19 protein-coding genes are annotated in these 15,647 nt (G+C 69.3%); 16 read left to right on the top strand and 3 right to left on the bottom strand.

Translation table 11 applies throughout. The features are described 5' to 3' along the window. Positions 1-3 precede the first annotated feature (3 nt). Positions 4-912 (top strand): HpcH/HpaI aldolase/citrate lyase family protein, encoded by a 909-nt coding sequence (locus G6N47_RS21815; RefSeq protein ID WP_083133451.1) that lies wholly within the window; start codon positions 4-6, stop codon positions 910-912. After that, positions 909-1,244: a hypothetical protein gene (locus G6N47_RS21810; protein WP_083133452.1), complete on the top strand. Its 336-nt coding sequence runs from the start codon at positions 909-911 to the stop codon at positions 1,242-1,244. The genes G6N47_RS21815 and G6N47_RS21810 overlap by 4 nt, the downstream gene beginning before the upstream one ends. On the opposite strand, the gene G6N47_RS21805 is transcribed toward G6N47_RS21810, so the two are convergent. Then, a complete protein-coding gene (locus G6N47_RS21805; protein WP_083133453.1) occupies positions 1,245-1,868 on the bottom strand; it encodes a hypothetical protein in 624 nt (207 codons plus the stop codon). A 141-nt stretch (positions 1,869-2,009) separates the two neighbouring features. After that, positions 2,010-2,636 (bottom strand): antibiotic biosynthesis monooxygenase, encoded by a 627-nt coding sequence (locus G6N47_RS21800; protein WP_083133454.1) that lies wholly within the window; start codon positions 2,634-2,636, stop codon positions 2,010-2,012. A gap of 164 nt (positions 2,637-2,800) precedes the next feature. On the opposite strand from G6N47_RS21800, the gene G6N47_RS21795 reads away from it, so the two are divergent. The 10 genes from G6N47_RS21795 (at position 2,801) to aroQ (ending at position 12,370) form a co-directional block, all read left to right on the top strand. Further along, the gene (locus G6N47_RS21795; RefSeq protein WP_179966465.1) at positions 2,801-3,190 is read left to right on the top strand and encodes a secondary thiamine-phosphate synthase enzyme YjbQ; all 390 of its coding nucleotides are present in this window, start codon (positions 2,801-2,803) and stop codon (positions 3,188-3,190) included. A gap of 58 nt (positions 3,191-3,248) precedes the next feature. Then, positions 3,249-5,945: an alanine--tRNA ligase gene (alaS, locus tag G6N47_RS21790; RefSeq protein ID WP_083133456.1), complete on the top strand. Its 2,697-nt coding sequence runs from the start codon at positions 3,249-3,251 to the stop codon at positions 5,943-5,945. Beyond that, positions 5,946-6,440: a Holliday junction resolvase RuvX gene (ruvX, locus tag G6N47_RS21785; protein ID WP_083133457.1), complete on the top strand. Its 495-nt coding sequence runs from the start codon at positions 5,946-5,948 to the stop codon at positions 6,438-6,440. Between the two features lie 82 nt (positions 6,441-6,522). Beyond that, on the top strand, positions 6,523-7,722 hold the full coding sequence (locus G6N47_RS29820) for an endolytic transglycosylase MltG (protein WP_232080381.1): 1,200 nt from the start codon (positions 6,523-6,525) through the stop codon (positions 7,720-7,722). After that, a complete protein-coding gene (locus G6N47_RS21775) occupies positions 7,709-8,488 on the top strand; it encodes a shikimate dehydrogenase (protein WP_232080380.1) in 780 nt (259 codons plus the stop codon). Before G6N47_RS29820 ends, G6N47_RS21775 begins: the two co-directional genes overlap by 14 nt. Positions 8,489-8,498: 10 nt before the next feature. Further along, on the top strand, positions 8,499-8,906 hold the full coding sequence (locus G6N47_RS21770) for a prepilin peptidase (protein WP_083133459.1): 408 nt from the start codon (positions 8,499-8,501) through the stop codon (positions 8,904-8,906). Between the two features lie 84 nt (positions 8,907-8,990). Next, positions 8,991-10,196, top strand: coding sequence for a chorismate synthase (gene aroC, locus G6N47_RS21765; protein WP_163659819.1), 1,206 nt, complete (start codon positions 8,991-8,993; stop codon positions 10,194-10,196). Beyond that, the gene (locus G6N47_RS21760; RefSeq protein WP_083133461.1) at positions 10,196-10,813 is read left to right on the top strand and encodes a shikimate kinase; all 618 of its coding nucleotides are present in this window, start codon (positions 10,196-10,198) and stop codon (positions 10,811-10,813) included. Before aroC ends, G6N47_RS21760 begins: the two co-directional genes overlap by 1 nt. 49 nt (positions 10,814-10,862) lie before the next feature. Continuing rightward, positions 10,863-11,948 carry a 3-dehydroquinate synthase gene (gene aroB / locus G6N47_RS21755; RefSeq protein ID WP_083133462.1) on the top strand — a complete coding sequence of 362 codons (1,086 nt, stop codon included), beginning with the start codon at positions 10,863-10,865 and terminating at the stop codon, positions 11,946-11,948. Beyond that, positions 11,945-12,370, top strand: a complete 426-nt coding sequence (aroQ, locus tag G6N47_RS21750; RefSeq protein WP_083133463.1) for a type II 3-dehydroquinate dehydratase — start codon at positions 11,945-11,947, stop codon at positions 12,368-12,370. Before aroB ends, aroQ begins: the two co-directional genes overlap by 4 nt. Positions 12,371-12,421: 51 nt before the next feature. Here aroQ and G6N47_RS21745 read toward each other — a convergent pair whose 3' ends face one another. After that, complete coding sequence (locus G6N47_RS21745) at positions 12,422-13,108, bottom strand: B-4DMT family transporter (protein ID WP_083133464.1); 687 nt, start codon at positions 13,106-13,108, stop codon at positions 12,422-12,424. Positions 13,109-13,142: 34 nt separating this feature from the next. On the opposite strand from G6N47_RS21745, the gene G6N47_RS21740 reads away from it, so the two are divergent. From G6N47_RS21740 to G6N47_RS21725, 4 genes are read left to right on the top strand one after another with little or no spacing between them, the layout of a single operon-like run. Beyond that, entirely contained in the window at positions 13,143-14,225 is a 1,083-nt protein-coding gene (locus G6N47_RS21740) for a M24 family metallopeptidase (RefSeq protein ID WP_083133465.1), read from the top strand. 15 nt (positions 14,226-14,240) lie between these two features. After that, positions 14,241-14,798, top strand: coding sequence for an elongation factor P (efp, locus tag G6N47_RS21735; RefSeq protein WP_083133466.1), 558 nt, complete (start codon positions 14,241-14,243; stop codon positions 14,796-14,798). Continuing rightward, on the top strand, positions 14,791-15,273 hold the full coding sequence (nusB, locus tag G6N47_RS21730) for a transcription antitermination factor NusB (RefSeq protein ID WP_083133467.1): 483 nt from the start codon (positions 14,791-14,793) through the stop codon (positions 15,271-15,273). Before efp ends, nusB begins: the two co-directional genes overlap by 8 nt. After that, positions 15,270-15,644 carry an antitermination protein NusB gene (locus tag G6N47_RS21725; protein ID WP_083133468.1) on the top strand — a complete coding sequence of 125 codons (375 nt, stop codon included), beginning with the start codon at positions 15,270-15,272 and terminating at the stop codon, positions 15,642-15,644. The genes nusB and G6N47_RS21725 overlap by 4 nt, the downstream gene beginning before the upstream one ends. The last annotated feature ends 3 nt before the right edge of the window (positions 15,645-15,647 follow it).

Here is a 15,647-nt window from a genome sequence, read left to right as displayed (position 1 = left end):
CCGATGTTGTTACGCCGCTCCGAGCTGGCCGTGCCCGCCAGCAACGACCACATGTTCGCCCACGCCGCCGCATCGCAGGCCGACCTGGTGTTCCTCGACCTGGAAGACGCCGTGGCACCCGCACACAAGGAGACCGCGCGCGCCAAAGCCATTGCGGCACTGAACGAACTCGACTGGGGACGCACCGTCAGGGCGATCCGGATCAACGGCCTAGACACCCGCTGGTGCCACGACGACATCATCGACGTCGTCACCGAGGCCCGCGAGCACCTCGACACGATCATCGTCCCCAAGGTGCGCACCGCCCGCGAGGTCTGGTGGGTTGACGTGCTGCTGACCCAGTTGGAGGCCAAGCTCGAGTTACGCCGCCCGATCGCCCTGGAGGTGCTGATCGAGGAGGTCGAGGGGCTGGCCAACGCCGAGCAGATCGCCACCGCCAGCACCCGGCTGGACGCGCTGATCTTCGGCGTCGGCGACTACTCGCTGTCGCAGGGCGCGCGAGTGGACACCAACTTCGTCCCGCTCGGCGACTACCCCGGCGACTTCTGGCACTACGCGCGCACCAAGGTGCTCGTCGCCGCACGGATCGCCGGCATCGAGGCGATCGACGCGCCCTACCCGGACTACCGCGACCTCGAGGGCTACGAGCGCGACGCCCGCCGCGCCGCGCTGCTCGGATACACCGGCAAATGGGCGATTCACCCGAGTCAGGTGCCCGTTGCCAACCGGGTGTATTCGCCGACCCCGGAGGAGATCGCGCTGGCCGAACGCAATGTCGCCGCCTACCGCGACGGCGAGGCCGACGGGCTGGGCGCGGTGGGAGTGAACGGTGTGCTCGTCGACGCCGCCCATGTCAAGATGGCGCAGGCGACGCTGGCACGCGCCGCGCTGATCGACAGGGGAAGCGGATGAAGACCTTCACCGACGACGAGATGAACGCCCTGCTGCCGGCCGCCAAGACCTACAGCGTCGTCATCCTCAAGCGGGGACCCAACTTCGGCGGCGACGACACCCCGGCGATCATCTGGGAGCACGGTCGGCGCAACTTCGCGCTTCGCCACGAAGGGGTGCTGCCGGTGGTGTTGCCGGTCACCGACGGCTCGGACGTGTGCGGCGTCGGCGTGTTCACCGGCAGCGTCGACGAGACCACCGCGGTGATGAACGACGACCCCGGCGTGCAGGCCGGGGTGTTCACCTTCGAGGTGCACCCCTGCCGGGGATTTCCCGGCGACGCGCTGCCCTAACTAGACCAGCTCGGGCACCCGCAGCTGGGCGATCGCCAGCTCGAACTCGCCGACGTCGACCTGGTCGGCACCGAGGTCCCGCAGCAGGCCGGTGCGCAGTGAGCGGGCCCGGTCGCCGTTGCGCTGCATCGCCTCCATGCTGTCGAACGTCGACGACGACACCGCACGGCAGGACGTCCGGTCCAGCATCAGGCTGGCGCTGCAGAAACCGTCGAGTTCCTCGATCGCGGGAAGCACCGACTCCCGGTAGAACCCGATGGCGTTGTCGAACTGCTCGGGGCGGATCTTGAGCCAGGTGGCGCGCACGCAGGCGCCCGGGCCGGAGCGGTGGTCGCGGTGCAGCACCGCAATTTCCCACCGGTCGACGGTGGGCGTACCGCCTCCGAACACTTCCGCCGCCCGCTGCTGAAGCGGCCGGACCTGCTCGCCACTGGCGTGCATTGTCTTCTCCGAGTCCCACGAGCTGGTGGCGATGCATCGGCCGGACTCGCGGTCGACGAGCAGCGACAAACCCATGCACCCGTCCAACTCCTGCAGAGCGGGCATGACCACGTCACGAACATGCGCAATGCCGGCGTCGATGCACGACCGTCGCGCCTGGATCGTGGTAGAGCGCGCGTACACGATTCAAACCCCTCTTTCTCAGGTCGAGCCTGCTCGGGGGCAGCGCCCCGGTGGCGCCACCGGTCCTAGCGATCTCCTTTTCCTACCTTCCTCCTACGGGGTAAGCGTCGCAACGGGTTTGCGTGAATACGTCGCCTGCCGTCACACCAGCTCGGGCACCCGCAGATGCGCCAGCGCAAGCTCGAACTCGTGCTCGTCGAGTTCCTCGACGCCCGCTTCGCGGATCTTCTCGTTCTTCAAGCCGCTTGCCCGCTGTCTGTTGCGCTCCATCGCTTCGCGGCTGTCGAACGTCGCGCACGAGACGGCGCGTCCCGAGGCACGGTCCACCAAAAGACTGGCGCTGCAGAATCCCTCGAGGGATTCCATCTCGGGCAGCACCGACGTCTTGTAGTACAAGATGTTTTGGTCCATCCGCGACGGGTCGCCGCGAACCCAGGTCACCCGCGCGCAGGTGCCGTCCTGCGACCGGTGGTCCCGGTGCAACACCGCGATGTCCCACTCGTCGACCATCGGGCTGCCGATGCCGCCGAACATGTCGGCCGCCAGGTCCCGGATGGGCTGCACCCGCTCAGCGCTGGCGCGCATCGCCTCGTCGTTCTCCCACGCGCTGGTGGCGATGCAGCGGCCGGACTCGCGGTCAACCAACAGCGACACACCGATGCATCCGTCTATTTCCCGGAGCGCGGGCATTACCTGATCGCGAATGTGCGCAATTCCCGCGTCGATCGAGGAGGGTTGCGCCTGAATAGTGGTAGAGCGTGCGTACACGATCCACCCCCTCATTTCTCGGGGCAGCGCCCCGGCGGCGCCACCGGTGCATTCACTACCTTCCTCCGTTGCACCGAGCGTGGCAATGGCCACAACCGATGTGACTGCAACGAATTAGCAGGTTGCATGGCCCCCGCCGTAGGCTGGATGACATGGATACCGATGTGCTGGATGTGGACACCGCGCGTCGCCGGATCGTCGATTTGACCGACGAGGTGCGGTCGTTCTGCGCTTCGCGAAGCGATGGCCTGTGCAATGTGTTCGTCCCGCACGCGACGGCCGGGGTGGCGATCATCGAGACCGGCGCCGGTTCCGACGACGACCTCGTCGACACGCTGGAGCGGCTGCTGCCGCGTGACGACCGTTACCGGCACGCACATGGCTCGCCTGGTCACGGCGCCGACCATGTGTTGCCGGCCATCGTGTCGCCGTCGGTGACGGTGCCCGTGGCCGGCGGCGAACCGCTGCTGGGCACCTGGCAGAGCGTGGTGCTCGTCGACCTCAACCGCGACAATCCGCGGCGGTCGGTGCGGCTGAGCTTCGTCAAGGGCTGATCCTGCAGACCGGTAAGGTAGTGCGATCAAATTTGGCTAGAAGGACAGCGACGACAACGTGCAGACACACGAGATCAGGAAGCGGTTCCTCGATCATTTCGTGAAAGCGGGTCACACGGAGGTGCCGAGTGCCTCGGTGATCCTCGACGACCCCAACCTGCTGTTCGTCAATGCGGGCATGGTGCAGTTCGTGCCGTTCTTTCTCGGCCAGCGCACCCCGCCGTACCCGACGGCCACCAGCATCCAGAAATGCATCCGCACTCCGGATATCGACGAGGTCGGGGTCACCACCCGGCATAACACGTTTTTCCAAATGGCCGGCAACTTCTCGTTCGGCGACTACTTCAAACGCGGCGCGATCGACTTGGCCTGGACGCTGCTGACCAACTCCATCGACGACGGCGGTTACGGGTTTGATCCCGAAAAGCTTTGGGCCACAGTCTATTTGGACGACGACGAGGCCGCCGAGCTGTGGCAGGAAGTGGCGGGCCTGCCGCCCGAGCGGATCCAGCGTCGTGGCATGGCCGACAACTACTGGTCGATGGGCATCCCCGGGCCGTGCGGGCCGTCGTCGGAGATCTACTACGACCGGGGCCCGGAATACGGGCCGGAAGGCGGCCCGCTGGCCAGCGAAGAGCGCTACATCGAGATCTGGAATCTCGTGTTCATGGAGAACGAGCGCGGCGAGGGCACCACCAAGGACGACTATCCGATTCTGGGGCCGTTGCCGCGCAAGAACATTGACACCGGGATGGGTGTGGAGCGGGTCGCGGTGCTGTTGCAGGGCGTCCACAACGTCTACGAAACCGACCTGCTGCGCCCCGTCATCGACACCGTGGCCGCCAAAGCGCCGCGCGGATACGACGTCGGCAATCACGACGACGACGTGCGTTACCGGATCATCGCCGACCACAGCCGTACCGCCGCGATCCTGATCGGCGACGGGGTGAGCCCCGGCAACGACGGGCGCGGCTATGTGCTGCGCCGGCTGCTGCGCCGGGTGATCCGCTCGGCCAAGCTGCTCGACATCGACGGCCCGATCGTCGGCGAGCTGATGGCGACGGTGCGCGACGCGATGGGCCCGTCGTATCCCGAACTGGTGACGGACTTCGAGCGGATCAACCGGATCGCCGTCGCCGAGGAGACCGCGTTCAACCGCACGCTGGCGTCGGGTTCGAAGCTGTTCGAGGAGGTGGCCGGCGCCACCAAGGCCAAAGGCGCGACAGTGCTGTCCGGGTCGGATGCGTTCACGCTGCACGACACCTACGGCTTCCCGATCGAGCTGACCCTCGAGATGGCCGGCGAAGCGGGGCTGAAGGTCGACGAGGCCGGCTTCCGGGAGTTGATGGCCGAGCAGCGCCGCCGCGCCAAGGCTGACGCCGCCGCGCGCAAGCACGCGCACGCCGACCTCTCCGCCTACCGCGAGCTGGTCGACGCCGGGCCGACGGAGTTCACCGGCTTCGACGAATTGACCTCTGAAGCAAGGATTTTGGGCATCTTCGTCGACGGCCGGCGGGTGCCGGTGGTGGCACACGACGACGCGGTCGCCGCCGACCGTGTCGAGCTGGTGCTCGACCGCACCCCGTTGTACGCCGAATCCGGCGGGCAGGTCGCCGACGTGGGAACGATCAGCGGCACCGGTGCCGGGGAAAGCGCCCGGGCGGCGGTCACCGATGTGCAGAAGATCGCGAAAACCCTCTGGGTGCACCGGGTCAACGTGGAGTCCGGCGAATTCGTCGAGGGCGACACCGTCGTCGCGGCCGTCGACCCCGGCTGGCGCAAGGGCGCCACCCAGGGCCACTCGGGCACCCACATGGTGCACGCCGCGCTGCGACAAGTGCTGGGCCCCAACGCCGTTCAGGCCGGGTCGCTGAACCGCCCCGGGTATCTGCGTTTCGACTTCAACTGGCAGGGCCCGCTGACCGAGGAGCAGCGCACCCAGATAGAAGAGGTGACCAACCAGGCCGTGCAGGCCGACTTCGAGGTGCACACCTTCACCGAGCAGCTCGAGAAGGCCAAGGCGATGGGCGCGTTGGCGCTGTTCGGCGAGAGCTACCCAGACGAGGTACGGGTCGTTGAGATCGGCGGGCCGTTCTCGCTGGAGCTGTGCGGCGGCACCCACGTGCACAACTCGGCGCAGATCGGGCCGGTGACGATCCTGGGCGAATCGTCGGTCGGCTCGGGGGTGCGCCGGGTCGAGGCCTACGTCGGGCTGGAGTCGTTCAAGCACCTGGCCAAGGAGCGCGCGCTGATGGCGGGGCTGGCGTCGTCGCTGAAGGTGCCGTCGGAAGAGGTGCCCGCCCGGGTGGCCAATCTGGTCGAGCGGCTCAAGGCGGCCGAGAAGGAACTCGAACGCGCTCGGCTGGCCAATGCCCGCGCCGCTGCGACGAATGCGGCGGCCGGCGCCCAGCGCATCGGTAACGTGCGTGTGGTGGCGCAGCGCATGTCGGCGGGGATGACTGCCGGCGACCTGCGCTCACTGGTCGGCGACATCCGCGGCAAGCTCGGCAGCGACCCCGCGGTGGTCGCGTTGATCGCCGAGGGGGACGGCGACACCGTGCCGTATGCGGTCGCCGCCAACCCTGCGGCCCAGGAGCTGGGCCTTCGGGCTAATGACCTGGTCAAGCAGCTGGCCGGGGCGGTGGATGGGCGCGGCGGCGGCAAGCCCGACCTCGCGCAGGGCTCAGGGAGGGACCCGTCGGGCATCGAGGCGGCGCTCGACGCGGTACGGGCAGAGATAGCGCGGGTCAGCTGAGTGGAATCTTCGCAACACCGCCGGCCGGACCGGCCCGGCGGAGACGATCCCGGACGCGGACGGCGGCTGGGCGTCGACGTCGGCAGCGTGCGCATCGGTGTGGCCGCCAGCGACCCCGACGGCATCCTGGCCACCCCGCTCGAGACGGTCCGCCGGGACAGGTCCGGCCGGCATGTGCGCCGGCTGGCGGAGCTGGTCGCCGAGCTGGACGCGGTCGAGGTGATCGTCGGGCTGCCCCGCACGCTGGCCGACCGCACCGGCCCGTCGGCCCGCGACGCGATCGACCTGGCCGAGCTGCTGGCCCGCCGGATCGCGCCGATCCCGGTGCGGCTGGCCGACGAGCGGCTGACGACCGTCAGCGCGCAGCGGTCGCTGCGCGAGGCCGGTGTTCGGGCCAAGGGCCAGCGCGGCGTCATCGACCAGGCGGCGGCGGTGGCGATCCTGCAGGGCTGGCTCGACGAGCGCCGTACCGTGCTGGAGGTCAACGGTGCGTGAGGAACGCGAGCGGGCTGCACCGCCGAGCGATCGCAAGCGCGGCGAAGCCGGGCGCAGCGGGTCGCGAGCAGCACCGGAGGCGGTGGGGCCGCCCCGACGCGTGCGTAGCCGCGCCGAACGGCTGCGTGCCGAGCGCGGTCGTCGCCGTCGGCGCCTCGTCAGTGGGCTCGCCACCGCCGTGCTCGTCGTGGTGGTCGTCGCGGCCGTCTTCATCGGCTCCAAGTTGTGGCACATGTTCGGCTCGCAGAACGACTACCGCGGCAGCGGCAAACAGGACGTGGTGATCCAGGTCCACGCCGGCGACTCGACCACCGAGATCGGGGAAACCCTTCACGACGTGGGCGTGGTCCGCACGGTCAGGGCGTTTGTCGACGCCGCGCACGGCAACGCCGCTATCTCGTCGATCCAACCCGGGTACTACCGGATGCGCACCGAAATCCCTGCGTCCTCGGCTGTCCAGCGGCTCGCCGACCCCAACAGCCGGGTGGGCCGGCTGGTGATCCCGGAGGGCCGCCAGCTCGACGACACCACCGACGTGAAGACCAATGCCGTCACGCCCGGCATCTTCACCCTGATCTCCCGGGCCACCTGTGTGGACCTCGACGGCGACAAGCACTGCGTTCCGGTCAACGACCTGCGCGCTGCCGCGGCCAGCACACCGCCGGCCCTGCTGGAGGTGCCGGGGTGGGCCGTCGACCCGGTGAACCGGATGGGCAGCGACCATCGCCGGATCGAGGGGCTGATCGCGCCGGGGACGTTCAACGTGAACCCGTCGGCCTCGCCGCAGAAGATCCTCTCGACGCTGATCAGCTCCAGCGCGGTGGACTATGTGAAGTCGGGGCTGGTCGACACCGCCAAGACGATGAACATGTCGTCATACGACGTGCTGGTGGTGGCGTCGCTGGTGCAGCGCGAGGCCAAGCCGCAGGATTTCCCGAAGGTCGCCCGGGTCATCTACAACCGGTTGGCCGAGCACCGCACGCTGGAGTTCGACTCGACGGTGAACTATCCGCTGGATCGCCGCGAAGTCGCCACCACCGACGCCGACCGGGCTCAGCCGACGGCGTGGAACACCTACTTGTCCGAAGGCCTGCCGGAAACGCCGATCTGCTCGCCGGGCACCGATGCGCTGTCCGCCGCCGAGCATCCCGAACCCGGTGACTGGCTGTACTTCGTCACGATCGACGCGCAGGGCACGACGCTGTTCACCCGCGACTACCAGCAGCATCTGGCCAACATCGAGCTGGCCCAACACAACGGTGTCCTCGATAGCGCCCGCTAGACGGGCGGGCGTGCTCGGCAAGCCGATCGCGCATTCACGCTCCCCGCAGCTGCACCTGGCCGCTTATCGCGCGATGGGCCTGGACTGGACTTACGAGCGCATCGAATGCGACGCCGCCGAACTGCCGGGCGTGGTCGCCGGCTTCGGCCCAGAGTGGGTCGGTGTGTCGGTGACGATGCCGGGCAAGTTCGCGGCGCTGCGCTTCGCCGACGAGCACACCGCCCGCGCGGAATTGGTCGGCTCGGCCAACACGCTCGTGCGTACGCAGCGCGGCTGGCTCGCCGACAACACCGACGTCGACGGCGTGACGGGAGCTCTCGGCGCGGCGTCGGGACGGGCAGTAGTCGCGGGGTCGGGTGGCACCGCGCCGGCGGTGGTGGTGGCCCTGGCCGAGCTCGGGGTCAGCGGCATCACGGTGGTCGCGCGGAATCCAGAGAAGGCCGCCCGGCTGGTGCAACTGGGCGCGAAGGTCGGCGTGCCGACCCGGTTCTGTGACCTGGGCACGCCACTTGACCAGCCGAGTTTGTTAGTGAACACGCTGCCGGCCGACGTCGCGGCACGGTATGCGCAGACACTGGCCCGGGTCCCGGTGCTCCTGGACGCGATCTACGACCCGTGGCCGACACCGCTGGCCGACGCGGTGGCCGCGGCGGGTGGTCGGGTCATCGGCGGCCTGCAGATGCTGCTGCATCAGGCGTTCGCGCAGGTCGAACTATTCACAGGCCGGCCCGCGCCGCGAGAGGCAATGGCGGCTGCCGTCGGCTAGCCTGCCGCGCATGCTGGCGGGGGCGGTGCTGTGCTGGATGGCCGCGCTCACCGGCTACGACGTCCGGCGCCGACGGCTGCCCAACTGGCTCACCCTGCCCGGGGCCGCCGCGATCCTGCTGGCTGCGACGCTGGCTGGGCGCGGCCTGCCGGCGCTGGCCGGGGCGCTCGCATTGGCGGCGGTATACCTCGCCGTGCATTGGGTGTCGCCGGCCGCGATGGGTGCCGGCGACGTGAAGCTGGCGCTCGGGGTGGGCGCGCTGACCGGCTGGTTCGGTGTCGACGTGTGGTTGCTGGCGGCGCTCGGCGCGCCGCTGCTCACGGCCATGGTGGCGCTGCTTGTCGGCATCCGCAGCGTGCCGCATGGTCCGTCGATGTGCCTGGCGAGCGCGATGGCTGTGGGCCTGGCTCTCTGGTAGCCACGGCGGTGAATTCCGCGGCGATTTCTCGCCCTGAGTACACGCTGGGCGTAGGCCGACGGGCAACGTGGGAAGATGGGACGCGTGTTGCGTTGGACCACTGCCGGTGAATCCCACGGCCGCGCGCTGGTGGCCGTGCTGGAGGGCATGGTCGCCGGGGTGGCCGTCACCTCCGAGGACATCGCCGCCCAGTTGGCGCGCCGCCGACTCGGCTATGGCCGCGGCGCCCGGATGAAATTCGAGCGCGACCAGGTGACCATCCTGGCCGGGGTGCGGCATGGCAGCACGCTGGGCGGGCCGATCGCCGTCGAGATCGCCAACACTGAGTGGCCCAAGTGGGAAGAGGTGATGGCCCCCGACCCGGTCGACCCCGCCGCACTAGACGGGGCCCGCAACGCCCCGCTGACCCGGCCGCGGCCCGGCCACGCCGACTACGCCGGCATGCTCAAGTACGGCTTCGACGACGCCCGGCCGGTGCTGGAGCGGGCCAGCGCCCGCGAGACCGCCGCCCGCGTCGCGGCCGGCACCGTTGCCCGCCACTTCCTCAAGCAAGCGCTCGGCGTCGACGTGCTCTCCCACGTCGTCTCCATCGGCGCATCACAGCCCTACGACGGCCCGCCGCCGCAGCCCGACGACCTGCCCGCGATCGACGCCAGCCCTGTGCGTGCGCATGACAAAGCCGCCGAAGCAGCCATGATCACCGAGATCGAGGCCGCCAAGAAAGACGGCGACACGCTCGGCGGTGTCGTCGAGGTGGTCGCCTACGGCCTGCCCGTCGGCATCGGGTCGTTCACCAGCGGCGACAACCGGCTCGACAGCCAGCTCGCGGGCGCGGTGATGGGCATCCAGGCGATCAAGGGCGTCGAAATCGGCGACGGGTTCGAGACCGCGCGCCGCCGCGGCAGCCGCGCCCACGACGAGATGTACCCCGGGCCCGACGGCGTCGTGCGCTCCACCAACCGGGCCGGTGGGCTGGAGGGCGGCATGACCAACGGCCAACCGTTACGGGTGCGGGCCGCGATGAAGCCGATCTCCACCGTCCCGCGCGCGCTGGCGACCGTCGACATGGCCACCGGCGACGAGGCCGTCGCCATCCACCAGCGCTCCGACGTGTGCGCGGTGCCCGCCGCCGGGGTAGTGGTGGAAACCATGGTGGCCCTGGTGCTGGCCCGCGCGGTGCTGGAGAAGTTCGGCGGCGATTCGCTGGCCGAAACCCGCCGCAACGTCGAGGGCTACTTGCGTTCGGTAGCCGAGCGCGAGCCTGCGACCGAAGTCCGGGCGTCCGGGTAATGGCACCCAAGGCGGTGCTGGTGGGCTTGCCCGGGTCGGGCAAGTCCACGATCGGCCGTCGGCTGGCCAAGGCGCTCGGCGTCGAGATGCTCGACACCGACGTGGCGATCGAGGCGGAGACCGGGCGCACCATCGCCGACATCTTCGCCACCGACGGCGAGAAGGAGTTCCGTCGCATCGAGGAGCAGGTGGTGCGCCGGGCGCTGGCCGAGCACGACGGTGTGGTGTCGCTCGGCGGCGGCGCCGTCACCACGCCCGGCGTGCGCGCCGCGCTAAGCGGCCACACCGTGGTCTTTCTGGAGATCACCGCCGCCGAAGGGGTGCGGCGCACCGGCGGCAATACCGCGCGCCCGCTGTTGGCCGGGCCGGACCGCGCCGAGAAGTTCCGGGCGCTGATGTCGCAACGGGTTCCGCTGTACCGGCGAGTCGCCACCATCCGGGTCAACACCAACCGGCGCAATCCCGGTGCGGTCGTGCGCTACATCATGTCGCGACTGGAGAATCGCGAGAAGACTCGACGGTGCGGGCGCCGCCGACTCGACGTCGAACCCGGGCCGCCCACCCCGGTCACGCCGGCCACCCTGGCCGCCGCGCGCCGCGCCGAGGCGGGCAAATGAGCCGCGCCGGCGACGATGCAGAGCGTAGCGATGAGGAGGAGCGGCGCCGATGACCGAAGCCGGCGAACCGGTCACCGTGCAGGTGGCCGTCGACCCGCCCTACCCGGTGGTGATCGGCACCGGTCTGCTCGGTGAGCTCGAAGAGCTGCTGGGCGGCCGGCACCGGGTCGCGGTCCTGCACCAGCCAGTGCTTTCGGAGACCGCTGAGGTAATCCGAAAGCGCTTGGCGGACAAGGGTGTTGACGCGCATCGCATCGAAATCCCGGACGCGGAGGCGGGCAAGGATCTGCCGGTGGTGGGATTCATCTGGGAAGTGTTGGGCCGCATCGGGATTGGCCGTAAGGACGCTCTGGTCAGCCTGGGCGGGGGAGCTGCCACCGATGTCGCCGGCTTCGCCGCCGCCACCTGGCTGCGCGGCGTCGACATCGTGCACGTGCCCACCACGTTGCTGGGCATGGTCGACGCCGCGATCGGCGGCAAGACCGGGATCAACACCGATGCCGGCAAGAACCTGGTCGGCGCGTTTCACCAGCCGGCCGCCGTGCTCGTCGACCTGGCGACACTGGAGACGTTGCCGCGCAACGAGATCGTCGCCGGGATGGCCGAAGTGGTGAAGGCCGGGTTCATCGCCGATCCGGTGATCCTCGATCTGATCGAAGCCGACCCGCAGGCAGCCCTCGATCCGGCCGGTGACGTGCTGCCGGAGCTGATCCGGCGGGCGGTCGCGGTCAAGGCGGAGGTCGTCGCGGCCGACGAAAAGGAATCGCAGCTGCGCGAAATCCTCAACTACGGGCACACTTTGGGGCATGCCATCGAGCGGCGGGAACGCTACCAGTGGCGCCACGGGGCCGCGGTGTCGGTGGGCCTGGTGTTCGCCGCCGAGCTGGGCCGGCTGGCGGGACGGCTCGACGACGCCACCGCCGAACGGCACCGGGCCATCCTGACCTCGCTGGGGCTGCCGGTCAGCTACGACGCCGACGCGCTGCCGCAGTTGCTGGAATACATGGCCGGTGACAAGAAAACCCGTTCGGGAGTCTTGCGATTCGTCGTTCTCGACGGGTTGGCCAAGCCTGGTCGGCTGGAGGGGCCGGACCCCGCGCTGCTGGCCGCTGCCTATGCGGAGATCGGTGCATGACTCAAGTCAACGTCATCAACGGACCCAACCTCGGCCGGCTGGGCCGACGGGAACCCGACGTCTACGGCGACACCAGCCACGACGACCTGGTGGCGCTGATCGAACGCGAGGCCACCGAGCTCGGGTTGAAAGCTGTTGTGCGGCAAAGCGATAGCGAAGCCCAATTGCTGGAGTGGATCCATTCGGCGGCCGATGCGCAAGAGCCGGTGATCCTCAACGCCGGCGGGCTGACGCACACGTCGGTGGCGCTGCGGGACGCGTGCAGCGAGCTGCGGGCGCCGCTGATCGAGGTGCACATCTCCAATGTGTATGCCCGCGAAGAGTTTCGGCGACACTCCTACCTGAGCCCGATAGCAACCGGGGTGATCGTCGGCCTGGGTGTGCAGGGCTATCTGCTGGCGCTGCGGTACCTGGCCGGCTAGGTAATTGGCGTCGACCCGCTGCGCCCGGCTTCGCCGCGCTTGCGATCGCCGCTAACGCTGTTCTTCGTCGGGCTTGGTCTGCTCCGCCTCTTCAGCGGGCCGCTGTACGTCGGACAGCTTGATTTCCTCGGTCGGTGACTCGCTGTAGGTAGGCTGCGGCGCCGTGGTCGCTTCCCGTTCGGCCGTGGCCACCGACGACGTCTGCTCCTGCGGCATGGCGCCCCCCTGGGTGGCGGTGTCCTCGGGTCGGACCGCCGCGAACACGTCGGTGTCGACGCGGTCCTCCGCGGCGCCGCCGCGCGGCTGCGGCTCGTACTCACCCTTGCGGTCGACGAGCCAGCGGCCCAGCGTCGCCCCGCCGATTCCGCCGAGGAACACCAGCAGCGCCGTGAACGCGGCGAACGTGGTGATCTCGTTGATCAGCCCGCCGGCGTACAGGCCCTTGTAGAGCAGTGAGATCAGCCAGGCGACCGCGCCACTGACGATGCCTGCCACCAGTCCGGCCAGCAGCCACACCATCGCCAGGTCGGCGCGACGGTCCGGGTCGGGCTGCACCCGCGCGTCGGCGCGGCCGTCGATCACGCCCCACGCCACGACCCCGATGATGAAGAGGATGAGCAGCACAATGCTGATCAACGCGGCCTGGGTTTGAAAAGCGTTGATCAACGCCCCCTGAAACAGGCGGACGACGACCATCGCGGCGGCGTAGACCAGACCGCGCAGCATCCAGTTACTCATGGGGCCACAGCGTAGACGAGTACCGTCGTCGGGCGTGACACATTCCCAGCGTCGACACAATCTGAGTTCGCAGATCGGCGCCGCCGGGCTGGACGCGATGCTGGTGAGCGACCTGGTCAACGTCCGCTACCTGTCGGGTTTTACCGGCTCGAACGCCGCCTTGCTGGTTTTCGCCGACGACCGGCCGCCGGTGCTGGCCACCGACGGGCGCTACCGCACCCAGGCCGCCGAACAGGCACCGGATCTGGAGGTGGTCATCGAGCGGGCTTGCGGCCGCCACCTGGCCGGTCGGGCGGCGTCTGCGGGCGTGCAGCGGCTGGGCTTCGAAAGTCACGTGGTCACGGTCGACGGCTTCGACGCCCTGGCCGACGAGGCGGGCGGCGCTGAATTGGTCCGCGCGCCGCGAACGGTGGAAGCGCTGCGTGAGGTCAAGGACGCCGGCGAGGTCGCGTTGCTGCGACTGGCGTGCGAGGCCGCCGACGCCGCGCTGGCCGACCTTGTCGAGCGCGGCGGGCTGCGGCCGGGCCGGACCGAACGCGAGATGGGCCGCGAGTTGGAGGCCCTGATGCTCGACCACGGCGCAGACGGGGTGTCGTTCGAGACAATTGTTGCCGCCGGGGCCAATTCGGCGATCCCGCATCATCGCCCGACCGACGCGGTGCTGGCCGCCGGCGACTTCGTCAAGATCGATTTCGGCGCGTTGGTCGCCGGCTATCACTCCGACATGACTCGCACTTTCGTGTTGGGCCCTGCCGCCGATTGGCAGCGAGAGATCTATCAACTGGTCGCCGCCGCACAGCAGGCCGGGCGCGACGCGCTGCACCCCGGCGCGGTCCTGTCCGAGGTGGACGGCGCAGCCCGTCAGGTGATCGTCGACGCCGGCCACGGCGACCATTTCGGGCACGGGCTGGGCCACGGGGTGGGCTTGCAGATCCACGAAGCGCCGGGGATCAGCGCCAGCGCCGCCGGTACACTACGTGCGGGCTCTGTGGTGACGGTGGAGCCCGGTGTCTATGTGCCCGACCGTGGCGGCGTCCGCATCGAGGACACGTTGGTCGTGGGAACGCAAGGCCCCGAATTGCTTACCCGGTTCCCCAAAGAACTGGCGATTCTCTAGGAGACGTAGAAGACCGTGGCAACGACTGCCGACTTCAAGAACGGCCTGGTGCTGGTGATCGACGGCCAGCTCTGGCAAATCGTCGAGTTTCAGCACGTCAAACCCGGCAAGGGCCCCGCGTTCGTGCGCACCAAGCTCAAGAACGTGCTCTCCGGCAAGGTGGTCGACAAGACCTACAACGCCGGGGTGAAGGTGGAAACGGCCACCGTAGATCGCCGCGACACCACCTATCTGTACCGCGACGGCTCGGACTTCGTGTTCATGGACAGCGAAGACTACGAGCAGCATCACCTGCCGGAGTCGCTGGTCGGCGACGGCGCCAAGTTTCTGCTCGAAGGCATGCCGGTGCAGGTGGCCTTCCACAACGGCTCGCCGCTCTACATCGAGCTGCCGGTGACGGTCGAGTTGGAGGTCACCCACACCGAGCCCGGCCTGCAGGGCGACCGGTCGTCCGCCGGCACCAAACCGGCAACGCTGGAGACCGGCGCGCAGATCAACGTCCCGCTGTTCATCAACACCGGCGACAAACTCAAGGTCGACTCCCGCGACGGCAGCTACCTGGGCCGTGCCTGACCCTAAGCCGGTCCGGCCGGTCAAGGGACGCCACCAGGCCCGCAAACGCGCCGTCGACCTGCTCTTCGAGGCCGAAGCCCGCGGCGTGACACCGGCCCAGGCGGCCGACGCGCGCGCCGCGCTCGCCGAAGCCAAACCCGATGTGGCGCCGCTGCACCCCTACACCGAGACGGTGGCCCGCGGCGTCACCGAGCACGCCGCGCATATCGACGACCTGATCTCGTCGCACCTGCAGGGCTGGACACTGGAACGGCTCCCGGCAGTGGACCGGGCCATCCTGCGGGTGGCGGTGTGGGAGTTGTTGCACGCCGACGACGTGCCGGAGCCGGTCGCCGTCGACGAGGCGGTGGAGCTGGCCAAGGAGCTGTCCACCGACGACTCGCCGGGTTTCGTCAACGGGGTGCTGGGTCAGGTGATGCTGGTGACGCCGCAGATCCGGGCCGCGGCTGCGGCGGTACGCGACCGTAAGTCATGACGCGCCTGGAGTTGCGAGTCGTCATCGCCGCGATACTGGCGGCGACCGTCGTGCTGGGCGCGGTGGTGTGCGCGGCGTACGGGCAGGCGACGATTGCGGCGGTGTTGGCGATCTACGCGCTGGGTGTGGGGGCATGGCTCTATCACTGCGTCGAGCGCTACGTGGTGGCGCGGCGCATCAGCACGGTCCGCTCAGCCGCGCAGCCATTCCGGCCGCTGCTTCCGGTGATGGCCGCGATCATGGGGCTGACCCAGGCGGTGGTGCGGTCGCTGTCCGACGTCACCGATGTGGCGCCGCGTCGCTGGGATCTGCCGGTGCGACGGTGGATGGCGATCAACCGCAGTAGACCCGACGACGAATTCGAGGACTGAGGC

The organism is Mycobacterium branderi (assembly GCF_010728725.1).
In the GTDB taxonomy this organism is placed as follows: Bacteria; Actinomycetota; Actinomycetes; order Mycobacteriales; family Mycobacteriaceae; genus Mycobacterium; species Mycobacterium branderi.
This window is presented reverse-complemented; position numbering and strand designations above follow the sequence as displayed.

Excerpts from the sequence above, each read along its gene's own strand:
- G6N47_RS21815 (WP_083133451.1), top strand. The coding sequence starts at position 4 with ATGTTGTTACGCCGCTCCGAGCTGGCCGTGCCCGCCAGCAACGACCAC.
- aroB (WP_083133462.1), top strand. The coding sequence starts at position 10,863 with ATGACCGAAGCCGGCGAACCGGTCACCGTGCAGGTGGCCGTCGACCCG.
- G6N47_RS21770 (WP_083133459.1), top strand. The coding sequence starts at position 8,499 with ATGCTGGCGGGGGCGGTGCTGTGCTGGATGGCCGCGCTCACCGGCTAC.
- G6N47_RS21725 (WP_083133468.1), top strand. The coding sequence starts at position 15,270 with ATGACGCGCCTGGAGTTGCGAGTCGTCATCGCCGCGATACTGGCGGCG.
- G6N47_RS21760 (WP_083133461.1), top strand. The coding sequence starts at position 10,196 with ATGGCACCCAAGGCGGTGCTGGTGGGCTTGCCCGGGTCGGGCAAGTCC.
- G6N47_RS21810 (WP_083133452.1), top strand. The coding sequence starts at position 909 with ATGAAGACCTTCACCGACGACGAGATGAACGCCCTGCTGCCGGCCGCC.
- G6N47_RS21745 (WP_083133464.1), bottom strand. The coding sequence starts at position 13,108 with ATGAGTAACTGGATGCTGCGCGGTCTGGTCTACGCCGCCGCGATGGTC.
- aroQ (WP_083133463.1), top strand. The coding sequence starts at position 11,945 with ATGACTCAAGTCAACGTCATCAACGGACCCAACCTCGGCCGGCTGGGC.